The sequence below is a fragment of the Deinococcus fonticola genome, from assembly GCF_004634215.1.
Lineage (GTDB): Bacteria > Deinococcota > Deinococci > Deinococcales > Deinococcaceae > Deinococcus > Deinococcus fonticola.
The window spans coordinates 1-14,627 of the sequence record NZ_SMMH01000025.1 but is presented as its reverse complement, the minus strand read 5'-3'; the positions used below and the strand labels follow the sequence as shown (position 1 = coordinate 14,627).

15 protein-coding genes and 1 tRNA gene are annotated in these 14,627 nt (G+C 64.8%); 7 read left to right on the top strand and 9 right to left on the bottom strand.

Going from position 1 to position 14,627, the window contains the following annotated elements:
• Positions 1-134 precede the first annotated feature (134 nt).
• Both E5Z01_RS13885 and E5Z01_RS13880 read left to right on the top strand, forming a co-directional pair.
• Positions 135-1,049 carry a hypothetical protein gene (locus E5Z01_RS13885; protein ID WP_135229905.1) on the top strand — a complete coding sequence of 305 codons (915 nt, stop codon included), beginning with the start codon at positions 135-137 and terminating at the stop codon, positions 1,047-1,049.
• On the top strand, positions 1,049-1,513 hold the full coding sequence (locus E5Z01_RS13880) for a Nudix hydrolase (protein ID WP_135229904.1): 465 nt from the start codon (positions 1,049-1,051) through the stop codon (positions 1,511-1,513). Before E5Z01_RS13885 ends, E5Z01_RS13880 begins: the two co-directional genes overlap by 1 nt.
• 17 nt (positions 1,514-1,530) lie before the next feature.
• On the opposite strand, the gene E5Z01_RS13875 is transcribed toward E5Z01_RS13880, so the two are convergent.
• Together E5Z01_RS13875 and E5Z01_RS13870 are read right to left on the bottom strand one after the other, a co-directional pair.
• Positions 1,531-3,558, bottom strand: coding sequence for a glycoside hydrolase family 20 zincin-like fold domain-containing protein (locus E5Z01_RS13875; RefSeq protein WP_240738441.1), 2,028 nt, complete (start codon positions 3,556-3,558; stop codon positions 1,531-1,533).
• A gap of 93 nt (positions 3,559-3,651) precedes the next feature.
• Entirely contained in the window at positions 3,652-4,875 is a 1,224-nt protein-coding gene (locus E5Z01_RS13870; RefSeq protein WP_135229903.1) for an ABC transporter substrate-binding protein, read from the bottom strand.
• A 139-nt stretch (positions 4,876-5,014) separates the two neighbouring features.
• On the opposite strand from E5Z01_RS13870, the gene E5Z01_RS13865 reads away from it, so the two are divergent.
• The 3 genes from E5Z01_RS13865 (at position 5,015) to rpsI (ending at position 6,552) form a co-directional block, all read left to right on the top strand.
• Entirely contained in the window at positions 5,015-5,500 is a 486-nt protein-coding gene (locus tag E5Z01_RS13865) for a PDDEXK-like family protein (protein ID WP_135229902.1), read from the top strand.
• A 222-nt stretch (positions 5,501-5,722) separates the two neighbouring features.
• Positions 5,723-6,148: a 50S ribosomal protein L13 gene (gene rplM / locus E5Z01_RS13860; protein WP_119762429.1), complete on the top strand. Its 426-nt coding sequence runs from the start codon at positions 5,723-5,725 to the stop codon at positions 6,146-6,148.
• Positions 6,149-6,150: 2 nt separating this feature from the next.
• Positions 6,151-6,552, top strand: a complete 402-nt coding sequence (gene rpsI, locus E5Z01_RS13855; RefSeq protein WP_119762431.1) for a 30S ribosomal protein S9 — start codon at positions 6,151-6,153, stop codon at positions 6,550-6,552.
• 277 nt (positions 6,553-6,829) lie between these two features.
• Here rpsI and E5Z01_RS13850 read toward each other — a convergent pair whose 3' ends face one another.
• Together E5Z01_RS13850 and murD are read right to left on the bottom strand one after the other, a co-directional pair.
• On the bottom strand, positions 6,830-7,942 hold the full coding sequence (locus tag E5Z01_RS13850; RefSeq protein WP_135229901.1) for an FtsW/RodA/SpoVE family cell cycle protein: 1,113 nt from the start codon (positions 7,940-7,942) through the stop codon (positions 6,830-6,832).
• Positions 7,939-9,225, bottom strand: a complete 1,287-nt coding sequence (murD, locus tag E5Z01_RS13845; protein ID WP_135229937.1) for a UDP-N-acetylmuramoyl-L-alanine--D-glutamate ligase — start codon at positions 9,223-9,225, stop codon at positions 7,939-7,941. Before murD ends, E5Z01_RS13850 begins: the two co-directional genes overlap by 4 nt.
• Before the next feature lie 115 nt (positions 9,226-9,340).
• On the opposite strand from murD, the gene E5Z01_RS13840 reads away from it, so the two are divergent.
• Positions 9,341-9,415, top strand: a tRNA-Ala gene (locus E5Z01_RS13840).
• 56 nt (positions 9,416-9,471) lie between these two features.
• Here the strand turns inward: E5Z01_RS13840 and E5Z01_RS19575 are convergent.
• From E5Z01_RS19575 to E5Z01_RS13820, 5 genes are all read right to left on the bottom strand, one after another.
• On the bottom strand, positions 9,472-9,642 hold the full coding sequence (locus tag E5Z01_RS19575) for a hypothetical protein (protein ID WP_167757927.1): 171 nt from the start codon (positions 9,640-9,642) through the stop codon (positions 9,472-9,474).
• Between the two features lie 137 nt (positions 9,643-9,779).
• Positions 9,780-11,384, bottom strand: a complete 1,605-nt coding sequence (pckA, locus tag E5Z01_RS13835; RefSeq protein WP_135229900.1) for a phosphoenolpyruvate carboxykinase (ATP) — start codon at positions 11,382-11,384, stop codon at positions 9,780-9,782.
• A 159-nt stretch (positions 11,385-11,543) separates the two neighbouring features.
• Positions 11,544-12,233 (bottom strand): heme exporter protein CcmB, encoded by a 690-nt coding sequence (locus E5Z01_RS13830; protein WP_135229899.1) that lies wholly within the window; start codon positions 12,231-12,233, stop codon positions 11,544-11,546.
• A gap of 13 nt (positions 12,234-12,246) precedes the next feature.
• On the bottom strand, positions 12,247-12,939 hold the full coding sequence (locus E5Z01_RS13825; RefSeq protein WP_135229898.1) for an ABC transporter ATP-binding protein: 693 nt from the start codon (positions 12,937-12,939) through the stop codon (positions 12,247-12,249).
• Positions 12,924-13,604, bottom strand: a complete 681-nt coding sequence (locus E5Z01_RS13820) for a cytochrome c biogenesis CcdA family protein (protein ID WP_135229897.1) — start codon at positions 13,602-13,604, stop codon at positions 12,924-12,926. Before E5Z01_RS13820 ends, E5Z01_RS13825 begins: the two co-directional genes overlap by 16 nt.
• Before the next feature lie 80 nt (positions 13,605-13,684).
• Here E5Z01_RS13820 and E5Z01_RS13815 point away from each other — a divergent pair, with 80 nt between their 5' ends.
• Entirely contained in the window at positions 13,685-14,413 is a 729-nt protein-coding gene (locus tag E5Z01_RS13815) for a hypothetical protein (RefSeq protein WP_240738439.1), read from the top strand.
• Positions 14,414-14,627 lie beyond the last annotated feature (214 nt).

Here is a 14,627-nt window from a genome sequence, read left to right as displayed (position 1 = left end):
CGCCCAGCATAGGGCGCCGCGGCCGGTCGGGTCAGGGCCAAGCTTACAAGTCGAGCTGACCAGTGCAGTTTAGATGACAAGTGCAGTTCAGGTCAGCGTTCTGCTTGCCCCGTATGCGGCATGATAGAGGCGTCATGCGTTCCCCGGCCCTTTCCTTTCTGCTGCTTGGCCTGACGCTGAGCGCGTGCGCGCCCTTGCAGCAGCTTCCGGCCCGTCACGCTGCCCTGAACCTGCAAGGGGCCGCGCCGGACGTGGTGGTGCTCGCCATGTCGGGGCGCTGCACCCAGCCGTGCCGCGCCCCGCGTGACAATTACGATTACCTGACTTCGCGCGGCACGCTGGACGCCGTGGCCGACGCCATCGAGCAGGCCGGGTTCACGGTGCAGGTGGCCGGCTACGCGGACAACGCCGCCGCCGCTTTCCAGCCGCTGAAGGTCGTGCAGCCGCAGCGCGGTTATCAGGCCCTGGCGAACGACTTCGCGGTCATGAAAAGCCGCTGGCTGAGCAGCGCCCGCCCGCCGCGCGTGGTGCTGCTGGGGCACTCTCACGGTTCGACCTGGCTGCACCACCTGGTGCGCAACCACCGCGACGTGGCCTTCGCGCTGCAAATCGACCTGGACAGCAACTGCGCGTCGTGGATTCTGGATCACGGGCCGGGCCTGCGTGAGGTGAGCGCGAAGCTGCCGGACGAGTTTCCGGCCATCGGGGCGTGCGACCTGCTCAGCGTGGGCGACCCGCCCCGGCGCCGGCGCGTGCGCGGCAAGGACATCGTGTGGCCCAACGTGGCCTTTAACCTGGAGGTGCAGAGTAAGCGCCTGCCCGCCCGCACCAGCGACAGCGGCGGCTTCTGGCTCAACTACACCTTCGAGATTGCCCCGAACACCCGCCCGGACGGCAGCGGCGCGGCCATTGACCGCTTCATCTCGACCCGCGAGGACCACAGCGCCATTGCCTACCCGAACAGCGACGCCATGCAGTGGGTCTTGACGCGCACCCGCGATCTGGCGCGCATCTGGAAGGGCGAGGAGCAGCGCAGCCGGGGAAACTGATGCAGTGGGACGAGCGTTTTCATGTGCCGGTAAATCAGCGTGCCGCCGGCGTGGTCATCCTGAACGAGCAGCGTGAGCTTTTGCTGGTGCGTGAAAAAGGTTCAGCGGGGCAGCAGAAAGCCGGGTTGTGGCACATTCCCTCCGGTACGGTGGAGGACGGCGAGAATCCGCAGGACGCCGCCATTCGTGAGGCCTTCGAGGAAACGGGCCTGCGCGTTCAGCTCATAAAATTTCTGGGCGCGTACCTGGGCCGCTTCCCGGACGGCGCGCTGATTCTGCGGCACGTGTGGCTGGCCCAGCCGCCACCGGGGCAGGCCCTCTCTCCTGCTTTCACGCACGAGATTGCCGAGGCGCGGTACATCGGAAAGACGGAATTTGACGCCCTGTACGACGCAGGGCTGGTTCGCATGTACCACACGAAACTGATGTACGAGGACGCGCTCCGGGCCGCAGGGAGAGAATAGAAGCCCGTCCCTCTCCCCTACTGCCCGCCGATCAGGGTGAGGCCAATCAGCGTTGGATTCGCCGCTTTCCCCTCACTGATCAGGGTGATGCTTCGGATGGTCACGCCGGGTTTAGGGTTGACCCACTCGAAAATGGGCACGTTCACGTCCAGGCCGTCTTTCGTCTGACCGACCCAGCCGGGGGCCATGACCATGCTGGGGTTCACGGTGTCCGTCCATGCGCGGATGTGCCGCCCATACTCGAGGGGCTGCGTGACCTTGCTGCCGTCAGCGTAGGTGACCTCGTAGCGCCCGATGTTCTCGCGGTTCAGGGCGGGCAGCGCCGAGGCCCAGCCCGTGGTGTGCAGGAAGGCCACAGCGTCGGCGCGGCGATTCACATCGAGTGTGATGCTGGCGGGCAAGTCACTGACGGCCGCCCGCGCGCCCCTGGTCATGACCGCGCCGGAGACGTTGAAGGTGTAAGCGCCGATTTTCTGCAGGCCCGTTTTCAGGTGGCTGAGGTCGACGTCCGGCCCTTTCTGAAGCCAGCCCTTGCTGTCGGAATCGGTCAGGGAACGGTTGGCGGCGGCTTTCAGGTCGGCGGTAAAGCCGGGAGCAGAGGCAAAGGCGGTGGGCTGGTAGAGGTCGCGGTACAGACCCTCGGCGTTCGGCACGGCCCGGGCGGCGGGGTTCCAGAAGGCATTGGCGGCGCGCACGTAGGCCACGCCCTGGTCGGCCTGGCCGTCCCACACGCTGGGGTTGCCGAAGTAACCGTTCCAGCGGGTCTGGATCATGCCGTCGATGCCGGCTTTCGCGGCGGCCTGGGCCTGCCCTTCGGCGCTGCCGACCTCGTTCCAGCTCGCCCCCAGGGTGCGGAACCCGGCGGCCTTGATCTGCGCCAGCATAGGAAAGTCGGTGCCGGGGTCATAATTCCAGTACGCCACCTGAATGTCCTTGGGAAGCGCGGCGGGAACCGTGCCGACCACCGTGTCCGCGAAGGCCGAGTCGTGCCACATCATGGTGCCGGCCCCCAGCGTCTTCAGGTAATCGCGCAGTTTCACGGTGTCGTCCGTGATGAGTTTCGGATAGCCCACCGCCTTGCCGTTCTCGCGGGCGGGGAAACGGTCGCGGCTGCGCACCTCGTCGTGCCCGATATGGACGGTCTTGGCACCGAAGGTCTCCACGGCTTCCTTCAACACCGGGAACACCACGCGGCTGTACGTTTCGGGGTTGAGGGTGTCGTAAGCGTAAGGTTCCTTGCTGTCCGGGTCTTGCACCAGGTCGCGGTTTTTGCCGCCGTAGAACATCCAGGCGGCATGACCCGGCGTTTCGATCAGGGGAATGGGTTCCAGGCCGTAAGTGCGACTCAACTCGGCCACGCGCTTCGCCTCGGCCTTCGTCGCGCCGCCGGGGTGCGCCCAGCCGCCCGCTTTCGCCACGTCCCACTGCACGTAATTGCTCATGATCAACACGCTGTTGTACTTCAGGCCCGCCAGCAGCGGAATCAGTTTGTCGTTCACGTCCTTGCTGTACTGGTCGAGGTAAAGCATGGCTATGCGTTGTTTGAGGACGGGCGCATCAGTTATCTTTGCAAACCTGAGGCCCTGCGGGGTCAGCAGTTGCCGCAGGGTCTGCGTGCCGTAGTACGCCCCCTTCGCATCGGCCCCGACCACGTAAGCGCCCGTGCTGTCCACCAGCAGCGCGTACCCTTCCGCGCCGGACGCCGTGAGGCCCGCCGTCCTGATCTTGGCGGCCAGTTCGGCATTCTCCACCGTGCCGATCACGATTTTCCCGGTGCTGGACGTGCCCAGTTCAGCATTCAGGCGGGTGTTCCAGTCGGCTTTCAGGTCACGGGCGGCCCAGGTCAACTCCGGGGCGCTGCCTAATACGCGCACGCTCAGGCCCGTCAGGGGCAGGATACCGGTGGGATAGGTCGCCTGTTTCGGTTGCGGCACCACCACCGGAAAGGGCGTCTGGGCGCGGGCCTGCGGGGTCGCCTGGAACGTCACGGGTGCCGCCCCCGCCACGCACAGCAGGGCCGCACCCAGGAAAAGCATTTTGTTCATGACGTTCATCCTGCCCGAAAGGTCTGATGCCCGGATGATAAAGAGTGGAGGGCAGAGGGTCTTCCCCCTGCCCTCCAGGCCCGCCGTTCCAGGTTAGAGGCTGGCGTTCCAGGCTTTCACGATGTCGTCCAGCGCGGCTTTGGCGCTCTTCTGCCCGGCCATCGCAGCTTCCACGTTGTCTTTGAAGACCTTGTTGAGTTTGCTGGCGTCGGGGTAGATCAGGGTCAGGTCTTTGGCTTTCTTCAGTTCGGTGCTGGCGACCAGGCGGCCCTGGCTCACGGCGTCACTGCCGCCCTGCTTGAAGAACTTGTCGGTGCTGGCCTTCACGGTGCTGGGGAAGGTGGTTTTCGTGACCTTGCTGAAGGCCAGCTGGTTGGCGTCGTTGGTCAGGAACAGCGCCAGCTTCTGCGCCATGGCTTTGTCCTTCACGCCCTTGGGCACACTGAAGCCCATCAGGCCGGTGTGAATGACGTTGCCGGCCAGGTGCAGGGGGTAGGGCGCGACTTTCGTGGCGCCGAACACGTCCTTGTTGTCGTTCTGCACGCGCAGGATGAACTGCGGGCCGGTAATCAGCATGCCCAGTTTGCCGGAGGAGTACAGTTCGGTGGCCGCCGTGAAGCCCCGGCGCATGGTGTCCTCGGGGATGTACTTGTTCTTGTACAGGTCGACGTACTGCTGCAGGAGTTTCACGTGTTCGGGGCTGTTGAACACCGCCTTACCCCCCTTGAGGATGGGCAGGCCCGCCTCCTGGAACACGTATATCATCTTGATGCCGTCGATGTTCGGCACGAAGCCGTACAGGCCGGTCTTGTCCTTGATCTGCTTGGCCGCCGCCATCATGGTCTGAATGGTCTTGGGCGGGTTGTTCGGGTCGAGACCGGCCTTCTTGAAGATGTCGGTGTTGTACGCCACCACTTTCGGTGACCAGTACCACGGCAGGCCCACCTGCTTGCTCGCCACATTGAACGTGCTCAGGGTATTGCCGAAGTACAGCTTCTTCTGCGCGTCGGTCAGCGTGAGGGGTTCCAGCGCGCCCTGCTCGCTGAGCTTCACGGCCATCTCGGTGTTGATGTTCACGGCGGCGGGCGGGCGGCCGGCAGCCACGGCGGCCAGCAGCTTCTGCTCGATGGCTGCTGCGGGAACGTCTACCCAGTTCAGGTCGACAGTGGGGTTTTCCTTCTCGAACTGCGCCACCAGGCGGTTCATCTCATCGTTGAAGAGGGGCGCGAGGCTAATGGTCCAGAACTCCATCTGGGTTTTCTGGGCGCTGGCGGTGGAAACGGCAACGAGGGCAGCGGTGAGCAGGATTTTCTTCATGGGTTCTCCCTTCATAACACAGGTCTGTCATCACACAGGCGTGGGCGGTGAGCCACAGTCTGCGCGGTCATCCTGACGGAAACGTGAGCCAGCAAGGCCATTCTGAGAACAGGCCCTTCCAACCGACTAGCATTCCCATATGGCAAGTGGACTGAGAAACAAATTGACCGGTCAAATCGGAGAGTTTCTCGTGTGCGCCGAACTCGGGCGGGGACTCGATCTGGTCGCCACTCCTTTCGCGGGAAACGTTCTCCAGTTTGATCTTCTTGTGGCAGACGAGGGATGCCGCTCCATTCCCATTCAGGTGAAGACCTCACGGAGTGAGCAGTGGCCGTCGCGCGCCGACCTGTGGATCAAGCTTTCCGTGGAGAACGGCAAACAGATCGATCACGGCGACCAGTTCCTGCATCAGCCGGATTTGATCTACGTCTTCGTGGCTCTGGGTGAACAACCGTCAGGAGTCGAGATTCCCGCACAGGCCGATCAATTTTTATCCTCACGCAGCGGCAACTTCAACAGATTCTCGCCGCCAAGTACCGGGCGTACATGGAGAAGCGGCTCATCCCCTGGCATCGTCCACGTCAGCCCGCTTCGTTTGATTGCCGCCTGGATGCGGAAGACCTGACCGCCTTCGAAAACCGCTGGGAACTCATCCAGCAACAGTGAGAAGGTGTCAGCCCCTGTGCGCCCCTTGCTCCGTAACCCTTCTTTGCTGTATTCTGGCCTTTAGTGTCTCGTGCTTGGTAGAGCCGGGGCTCGGGTGGCTTTCCCGGACATGGGCATTTCTTCTCCCCGTCGAAGTGGGCCGTGTCGACCGCCAAAATCCCCTATTTTACGGAGTTTCAAGGTGAAAACCTACATCCCCAAAAACGACGAGCAAAACTGGGTCGTGGTGGACGCCGCCGGCGTGCCGCTGGGCCGCCTCGCCACCCTGATCGCCAGCCGCATTCGCGGGAAGCACCGCCCCGACTTCACACCCAACATCATCCAGGGTGATTACGTGGTTGTCCTGAACGCCGCGCAGGTTGTCCTGACCGGCAACAAGCTGGACGGCAAGGTGTATACCCGTTACACCGGCTACCAGGGCGGCCTGAAGAAGGAAACCGCCCGCGAAGCCCTGAAGAAGCACCCCGAGCGCGTCATCGAGCACGCGGTGTTCGGCATGCTGCCCAAGGGCCGCCAGGGCCGCGCCATGCACGGCCACCTGAAAGTCTACGCCGGTGGCACCCACCCGCACGCCAGTCAGAAGCCCCAGACCGTGGAGGTCAAGTAAGCATGGCCGTACAGCAACCTGAACAGTTTTATGGCACGGGCCGCCGCAAGGCCGCCGTGGCCCGCGTGTTCCTGCGCCCTGGCGAAGGCAAGATCCTCGTCAACGGCAAGGAATTCCAGACCTACTTCCGTGGCATGCTGCGCGCCGTGCACGCCCTGCAGGCCTTCCGTGAAACCGGCACCGCCGGCCGCTACGACGCCCTGATCACTGTGACGGGCGGCGGCCCCAGCGGCCAGGCCGACGCGATTAAGCTCGGCATTGCCCGCGCCCTGCTGAAAGTCAACCCCGACTTCCGCCAGCAGATGAAGCCCAAGGGCCTGCTGACCCGTGACCCCCGCGAAGTCGAGCGCAAGAAGTACGGCCTCAAGAAGGCCCGCCGCGCTCCTCAGTTCAGCAAGCGCTAAGCCACATTTCCTTACTTCGCCCCCGCCTGCTGGTGGGGGTTTTTCCATTATCGAGGGTAGCCGTTATTCAGAATTTTTTTGAGTGAGAGCTGTTGTCAAGCTCCCGCCCCGCGTCTCTCTTCTGCCCAACTGCTGCTGATTCTTTGGAATGTGGTGGAATCACGGATGAGTGCCCTCGACTGACCTGTCGAGGGCGGCTGTACCGCCCCGATAAAGGTGAAGCCCAGGGTCACCTGCTCAACCCTGGACTTCTCGGTGGCCGTGTCAAGCGGTCTTATCAATCCGCTGGAACAGCCAGCAGGTCCGGGTTGGTGGCCTCGTCGGGCAGCTGTTCACGTACGGTACGCATGCAGGAGTGAATGATGCCCAGCGCGGCGCTCATGGTCAGCATGCTGGAAAAACCGTAGGAGACCAGCGGCAGCGGCACGCCCGTCACCGGAAAGATCCCGGCGGCCACCAGCAGGTTCACGAAGGCCTGCCCCACGATCATGTACATGCACCCGGTCGCCAGGATGCTCGCGCCGTGCACTTCCGGCGTCATGGGCCGGATGCGGGCGGCCAGTTGCCCCACCTGAAGGCTACTTTGCACGATGAGCCAGTACGCGAACAGCAGCATCATGACGCCCAGCAGGCCGGTCGTGAAGCCGATCGCCGCCACCACCATGTCGGTGTGGGCCGCGAAGTACTGGTAACGCAGGCCGTCCGGCCCGTGGCCCCACCAGCCGCCGAAGGTCAGGTCGCGGTGCGCCAGGCCGATCTGATCCAGGCCGGGTTGCGGCACATCGCCGCGCGTGGCGTGCCCGGTCCAGCGTTCCATGATGTACGGGTGCGTTTCCAGGTAACGGCCGATAACAGGCAGAGACAACAGGCCCAGCGCCAGCATGAACCCGGCGATATTGCTGATACGCACGCCCGCTGCGAACATCAGCACGATGCCCAGGCTGAAGGTCAGGACGCTGGTGCCCAGGTCCGGCTCCAGGATGATCAGGGCTGTCGTGACGACGATCATGGCGGTGGCGCTCAGGAGTTTGTTCTGCACACCCCGGCGCGAGAAGAAAGACGCCAGTTGCAGGATCAGCCCCAGTTTCGCCAGTTCCGACGGCTGAAATTTCAGTGGCCCCAGCGGCAGCCAGCGACGTGTGCCGGAACTCTCGGCGGTGCCCACGCCGATGAAGAGCACCAGCAGCAGCAGCACCAGCGTGACCAGCCAGAAGCTGAGACCGTGCTTCATGAACGTCCTGGGGTGCATCCGGGCGACGATAAAGGTCGCAGCAAGCGCCAGCAGGGCTTTCAAGCCGTGATCCATGATCAGGTCAGGCCGCGCCGCCGCCACACCCATCAGGCCCAGCAGCAGCAGCAGCACCTGCGCGATCAACAGTTGAATACTCACGGGGTTTCTCCGGCCAGAGCCTGCGCCGCCCGCTGGAAACTCTGCCCACGGGCCTTGTAGTCCTTGAACAGGTCGAAACTGGTGCCGATGGGGGCCAGCAGCACCGTACCGCGCCCGTCCAGCGCCGCGAACCCGGCGCGCGTGGCGTTTAGGATGATCTCGTCCGGGTCTGTTCCCGTGACCGTTTCAAACGGAAAGCCCAGCCGCTCGGCGAAGTCTGGGCCGTCCTCCCCGAAGGCGATGACGCGGGTCACGCGGCCCTGCGCGGCCTCGATCAGCGGGCGCAGTTCGGCTCCCTTGTCGCGCCCGCCCACCAGCCAGGCGATCGGGGGCATGGCCCGGCGCAGGGCCGCCTCGACCGCCAGGGTACGGGTGGCGATGCTGTCGTCGATGAACTTCACTTCCCCGATCCGGGCCACCGTTTCAAAGCGGCCCGCCACCGGCTGCGCGCTCAGCAGACCTTGACGTAAAAGTGCCGTGTCCAGCGGCAACTTGAGGTAACGCAGCATGGCCTCGGTGGCCAGCACGGCGGCGGCGGCGTTCGCTGGATGGACGCCCTCGGGCAATTCACTGACGCTCAGCACTTCCCGGCCGTCACTCAGAACCAGGCGTTCCGGTGTGAAGGGCCACACCGTTGCCCCCGTAGGCACCTGTAATCCTGCCGGCACGACCAGCACGTCGTCCGGCTGCTGCCCCGCCGTGATGTTCAGTTTGGCGGCGTGGTAAGCCTCCACACTGCCGTGGCGATCCAGGTGATCCACGCCCAGGTTGGTGATGACCGCTACCGGCAAGCGCAGGCCCGGCACCCGCTCCAGCTGGAAACTCGACAGTTCCACCACCGCCACCTGCGCCCTGTCCACCACGTCCAGCAGCGGCGGATCGATGTTGCCGCCCTCCAGGGCCCCCACGCCGGACGCCCGCAGCAGGTGCGCGACCAGTACGGTGGTACCCCCTTTCCCCGCCGTTCCCGTGATGCCCACCATCGGCAGCGCAGGCCGCCGACGCGCCGCCAGCACCACCTCGCCGATGACTTCAGCTCCCTGCGCCTGTAAGGCCAGCAGGTCAGGATGGTCGATGGGGACGCCCGGCGCCGCGACCACCACGTCGTACGACCCTGCGGCGTCACCCGGCTGGAATCCCAGCTCCTGCATCAGCCCCAGGTCGTCCTGACCGGGGTTCATATCCACCCAGTCGGCCTGCAGCCCTTCTCTCGCCAGAAAGCGGGCCACACCCCGACCACTGCGGCCCAGACCGTAAATCAACCACTTTTGCCCCTGTCCCACGCTCACGACCCCCACAGTACCGAAAAAAGACCCCGGCCGTGCCAGAACCAGCCTCACCGATCATGTCTACCCCCTTGTTAATCGCGGCCTGCTCTGGTAAGCTGCCTGCCGCTGAGGGGGCATAGCTCAGCGGGAGAGCATCCGCTTTGCAAGCGGAGGGTCTAGGGTTCGAATCCCTATGCCTCCACCACCAGACGACAAAAACCCGGTTCTCAGGAGCCGGGTTTCGTCGTTTGAAGGGCAGCTTCAGCTGTGACCGGGATCGCTGTCGTCGGTGGGGCGGCCATGGTCGCCGGTGCCGTCTTGCGGCGTCTGCCTGTCCGACACGGGGGTTTCGGGCCTGGTCTGGCCCTCTTTGCGCTCGGGGGCTGGTTTCTGTTCGGTGTTGCGCGGGTCCGCGTTGGTCTTTTCGGTCATGGCGTCCCTCCTTTGAATGGTTCACGTTAGGCGCCTGGGCTCCCCAGGGCATCTGACCGAGATGAACACTGTTTCACCAACGCAAAAAACGCAAAAGCCGCCCCGATGCGCGGGGCGGCCTGAGCGTGCAGCGGCTCTTAAGCGTCGGGGTTGGGCATGCTGTCGGTCACAGCCTGATCGACGCCGCTCTCGAAACGTTTGAAGTTCTCGCGGAACATGCGCGCCAGCTTCCGGGCCGTTTCGTCGTAGGCGTCCTTGTCGGCCCAGGCGTCGCGGGGGTTCAGCACTTCACTGGGAACGCCGGACACCTGGGTGGGAATGTCGAGGTGGAAAAACGGGTCGCGTTTGAATTCCACGTCGTCCAGCTCGCCACTCAGCGCGGCATTAATCAGCGCGCGGGTGTGCTTGATGCTCATGCGGTGGCCCTCGCCGTACTTGCCGCCGGTCCAGCCAGTGTTGACCAGCCAGACCTTCGCGCCGCTTTCCTTCACTTTTTGGGCCAGCAGGCGGGCATACTCGCCGGGGTGGCGGGGCATGAACGGTGCGCCGAAGCAGGTCGAGAAGGTGGGGGTGGGTTCAGTGACGCCCTGCTCGGTGCCGGGAATCTTGGCGGTGAAGCCGGAGATGAACTGGTACATCATCTGCTCGGGCGTCAGGCGCGAGAGGGGCGGCAGGACGCCGAACGCGTCGGCGGTCAGGAACACCACGTTCTTGGGGATGCCGCCCACGCTGCCGGGTTGAATGTTGGCGATCTGGTCGATGGGGTAGGCGCTGCGGGTGTTCTCGGTGAGGCTGCCGTCGTTCAGGTCGGGGGTGCCGCTGGCGTCCAGCACCACGTTCTCCAGCACCGTGCCGTAGTTGCGGGTGGTCTGGTAGATGGCGGGTTCGGCCTCGGCATTCAGGTTGATGACCTTGGCGTAACAGCCGCCCTCGAAGTTGAACACGCCGGTGTCGGTCCAGCCGTGCTCGTCATCGCCGATCAGCTTGCGGCTGGGGTCGGCGGACAGGGTGGTCTTGCCGGTGCCCGAGAGGCCGAAGAACAGCGCCACGTCGCCGTCTTCGCCGACGTTCGCGGAGCAGTGCATGGGCATCACGCCCTTGGCCGGCAGCAGGTAATTCAGCACGCCGAAAATCCCTTTCTTGTTCTCGCCGGCGTACTGGGTGCCGCCCGCGATGATCATTTTCTTCCCGAAGTTCACCAGGATGAAGGTGTCGGTGCGCGTGCCGTCCACCGCCGGGTCAGCCTTGAAGCTGGGGATGTTCAGCACCGTCCACTCGGCCTGAAAGTTCTTCCGTTCTTCCGCGCTGGGCCGCACGAACATGTTGTGAATAAAGAGCGAGTGGTACGCCATTTCGGTGATCATCTGGCAGGCGATGCGGTGCGCCGGGTCGGTGCCGGCGAAGACCTGCTGCACGAACAGTTCCTTGCCCTCAGCGTACTTCAGCATCTTTTCCAGCAGGTTGTCGAACACGGAAGCGGCGATGGGCACGTTGAAGCCTTCCCACCACACGTTCTCTTTCGTTTCGGCGTCCTCGACGATGAAACGGTCTTTGGGGCTGCGCCCGGTCTTGTTGGTGCGCACGGTCAGCGGGCCTGTGGCGGCCTTGACGCCTTCACCCAGGCGGATGGCGTCGTTGTACAGCTCATCCACACCGGGGTTCAGGTGAATGTGGGCGTTCTTGATGGTCAGGCCGTCGTTCAGGGTGAAGTCCTGAGCCGGGATCGAGTCCGGGGTGGTCATGGTTGCTCCTCCAGTGCAGTGAATCACGGTGCCATGAATCACGAGTTGTCTAACACCCGTTAGCTTGCCTGTTGAAGCCCTTCCAAATCAACCTCGGCCCCCCAGCCCAGGGCGTTACCTCTCGGGAAACAACCGATACCCGGCGGGTAAAAGCCTGCCTTAGCCTTCCAGCGCGTACGGAAACAGCAGTGTGGCCAGGATGACCGTCCCCAGATCGAAGGCCAGCAGGAAGGTGAGCCAGGTGCCGACCTCACCGGACCAGCCGGACTGAAGCAGCAAGGTGGTGGACTTGATGCAGGCGATGACCACCGGCACCAGGATCGGGAAGGCGAGCGCCGGCAGCAGGGCCTCTCTGGCGCGCAGGTTCACGGTGATGCTGCCGTAGAAGGTCGTGCCTGCCGCGAAACCAATGACCCCGAGGAGCGTGGTGACGATGAGCCACAGCCAGGGCACCGCTCTCCCCGTTTCCGCCGCGCCGAACAGGATCAGGCCCAGCGGCAGAACCAGCGCGGCCACCGCCAGCAAGGGCAACAGCACGCCCAGCAACTTGCCCAGGTAAATCCCGCCGTGCGGGCCTGGATAAAGCGTGAGCTGCTCCATGGCGCCGGCTTCCTGCTCCTGCGCGAAGGCCCGCTGGGCTCCCACTGCCGCCGCCAGCGCCAGCGCCGTCCACACCGCCCCCGCGCCTGTGGCGGCCGTCTGGGCGGCGCTGCGCCCCTCGTTGCCGCCCAGCGCCAGACCCAGCACCAGCAGCACCAGCGCCGCAAAAAACGCCGTCGCCATGAGGGTATCGCGCGTCCGGCCGGTCACGCGCCAGTCCTTCAGGGCAAGCGTCAGGGCGGTCTTCATGGCGCGCCTCCCTTCATGCCTCCACCAGTTTTCCCGCGCCCAGCCGCAGCGTGCGGGGGGCCAGGCGTCGGGCCAGGTCCGGTTCGTGCGCGGCGACAATCAGGGTGACCTGCCGGTTCTGCCGCAGTTCCCCCAGGAGTTCCAGCACCAGTTCCCGTCCGGCGTCGTCGAGGTTGGCGAAGGGTTCGTCCACCAGGGTCAGGGGCCGCGCCAGCAGGAAAGCGCGGGCCAGCGCCAGACGCTTACGCATGCCGGCGGACAGGTAACGCACGCGGCGTTCGGCGGCGTGCGTGAGGTTCACGCGCTCCAGCACGCCTGCCACGTCGCCCGTCTGGGCGTGCATTTGCAGGGCAAACGCCAGATTCTCCTCGCAGGTCAAATCCGGGTACAGCGCGCCGTCCACCGGCATCAGGTGAATGAATTCCCGCACCGAGCGCGAGTCTTTCAGGTCAAAGCCCATCACGCGCCCGGCCCCGCGCGTCGGGCCGAACACGGTCGCCAGCAAGCGCAGCAGCGTCGTTTTACCGGCTCCATTTTCTCCCAGCAGCGTGACCCCCTCCCCCACCGCCACGTCCAGATCGACGCCGCGCAGGATGACCTCACGGCCCAGGCGCAGCCACACGTCACGCAGTTGAAGGGCATACGGCTGAGCGCCAGGGGTGTCCTGCGGCGCTGTGTTCTGCGGCGCGGTCAAACCCTGAGCCATGCCGGCATCACGTCGTAGAAGAAAGAGGCGAGGCGCGTGAACTGCCCGGTAAGCATCATCACGCCGATGATGACCAGGATCACCCCGCCGATCTTCTCGAATACACCCGCGTAGCGGTTCAGGCGGCGCAGGTGAAGCCTGTCCCACAGCAGCGCAGCCAGGATGAAGGGCACGGCCAGGCCGAGGGTGTACGCGAGCAGCAGCGTGACGCCGGTGCCTAGGCTGGCGCTGCTGGCGGCAAGGCCCAGGATGCTGCCCAGCGCCGGGCCCAGGCAGGGACTCCAGCCGAAGGCGAAGGCGGCCCCCAGGGCGACGGGGCCGTACCCACCGGCGTCGGCGAGGTGGCGGGTGTCGCGCATCAGGAACGGCAGGCGAATGACGCCCAGCATAACAAACCCGAAGAAGGTGATGAGCACGGCGGCGACCTGCCCCAGCAGCACCTTGTGCGGGGCGAGCAGCGAGCCGAGGCTGCTGGCGGTGGCGCCCAGGGCAATAAACACGATCCCGAAGCCCGCGATGAACCCCAGGGCACGGGTCATGGGGGCTCTGGCGCCGCCGATGACGCCCAGGTAACTGGGCACCAGTGGCAGAACGCAGGGACTCAGGAAGGAGAGGAGGCCCGCCAGAAACGCCACGGTAAGCGTCGGGGCAGCGATGTTATTCACGTCGTCAGCATAGCGACTGCGGCCCAGGAGGGCTGTCCCGCTTCCCTTCGGGGCGCAGCCCGGCAGGTACACTGGAAAGCATGACTCGTCCTAAACGAACTGGCTCCCGCCCCGGCACGGCGAAAAAGAGCGACGCGGGAGGCAAGCCCGCCGGGATTTCGCGCGGGCGTCCACCCAAGAAAAACACCGCCAGGGGCCGCGACGGCACCACGCGCGACACCACCAAAGTGGCCCGTGAACCCGGCAACCTCGGCCGCGAGGAGCCGCGCAGCTCCGGTTCTTCCGAGGGGCGGCGCTACGGTGTCGCCGGCTCGGGGAGCACGCACAGCCGCACCGGTGGGCGCACGGCGCGCGGCCCCGCCCAAGAAAGCACGGGCCGGGCTGCGCCCCCCAGAGTGACGAAAGCGAAAAAGCCCCTTCCCGAACTCAAGCGCGTGCAGCTCAAGGCCCCCGCGCCGGACACCGAATTCAGGGACCGGGACGGCGTGAAGATGACCTTCCCGGACAGCAACCTGCGCCGCGTGGCCGCTCAGATTCTGACGGAGAAGCGCAAGGCGTGGCGTTACCGCCCTTTCAGTTTTCCGCTGTTCACCGACAAGGGCCACGAGCAAGCGTTCCACTTCGATTTCTACGTTTACGACGCCGAGGACAGTGTGATCAAGCTCATTCTGGTGACGCCGCACGAGTCGCGCGAGGTGTGGGACCGGGTGGGGCGGTTCAAACGTCAGTACCCCATGTACGCGTACGAGCTGTGGACGCCCGAGAAACTGGAACAACTGAGCGGGCCACGCGGTCGTCTGGGGTTCTGAATCGTCTGGGCTTCTCAAGCCGAAAAGTCTGAAGGTCAGGGGCGAGGTGCCGTGCACCTCGCCCCTTTTTTGACTTACCGCCCCTCTTGGGTAGAACCACAGGACAGCGTGGAGCTGAATCATGCGGCTTCAACAAACGGTTCGATCCTATAGCGGAGCAGTTCCGCGACCGTCCAGGCGTGATCCGTCACACCTGCGGCCATCCCCGGCGTTC

What these genes read in the sequence shown, in the direction of transcription:
- E5Z01_RS13885 (WP_135229905.1), top strand. Translation starts at nt 135, where the DNA reads ATGCGTTCCCCGGCCCTTTCCTTTCTGCTGCTTGGCCTGACGCTGAGC.
- E5Z01_RS13880 (WP_135229904.1), top strand. Translation starts at nt 1,049, where the DNA reads ATGCAGTGGGACGAGCGTTTTCATGTGCCGGTAAATCAGCGTGCCGCC.
- E5Z01_RS13875 (WP_240738441.1), bottom strand. Translation starts at nt 3,558, where the DNA reads ATGAACAAAATGCTTTTCCTGGGTGCGGCCCTGCTGTGCGTGGCGGGG.
- E5Z01_RS13870 (WP_135229903.1), bottom strand. Translation starts at nt 4,875, where the DNA reads ATGAAGAAAATCCTGCTCACCGCTGCCCTCGTTGCCGTTTCCACCGCC.
- E5Z01_RS13865 (WP_135229902.1), top strand. Translation starts at nt 5,015, where the DNA reads ATGGCAAGTGGACTGAGAAACAAATTGACCGGTCAAATCGGAGAGTTT.
- rpsI (WP_119762431.1), top strand. Translation starts at nt 6,151, where the DNA reads ATGGCCGTACAGCAACCTGAACAGTTTTATGGCACGGGCCGCCGCAAG.
- E5Z01_RS19575 (WP_167757927.1), bottom strand. Translation starts at nt 9,642, where the DNA reads ATGACCGAAAAGACCAACGCGGACCCGCGCAACACCGAACAGAAACCA.
- pckA (WP_135229900.1), bottom strand. Translation starts at nt 11,384, where the DNA reads ATGACCACCCCGGACTCGATCCCGGCTCAGGACTTCACCCTGAACGAC.
- E5Z01_RS13830 (WP_135229899.1), bottom strand. Translation starts at nt 12,233, where the DNA reads ATGAAGACCGCCCTGACGCTTGCCCTGAAGGACTGGCGCGTGACCGGC.
- E5Z01_RS13825 (WP_135229898.1), bottom strand. Translation starts at nt 12,939, where the DNA reads ATGGCTCAGGGTTTGACCGCGCCGCAGAACACAGCGCCGCAGGACACC.
- E5Z01_RS13815 (WP_240738439.1), top strand. Translation starts at nt 13,685, where the DNA reads ATGACTCGTCCTAAACGAACTGGCTCCCGCCCCGGCACGGCGAAAAAG.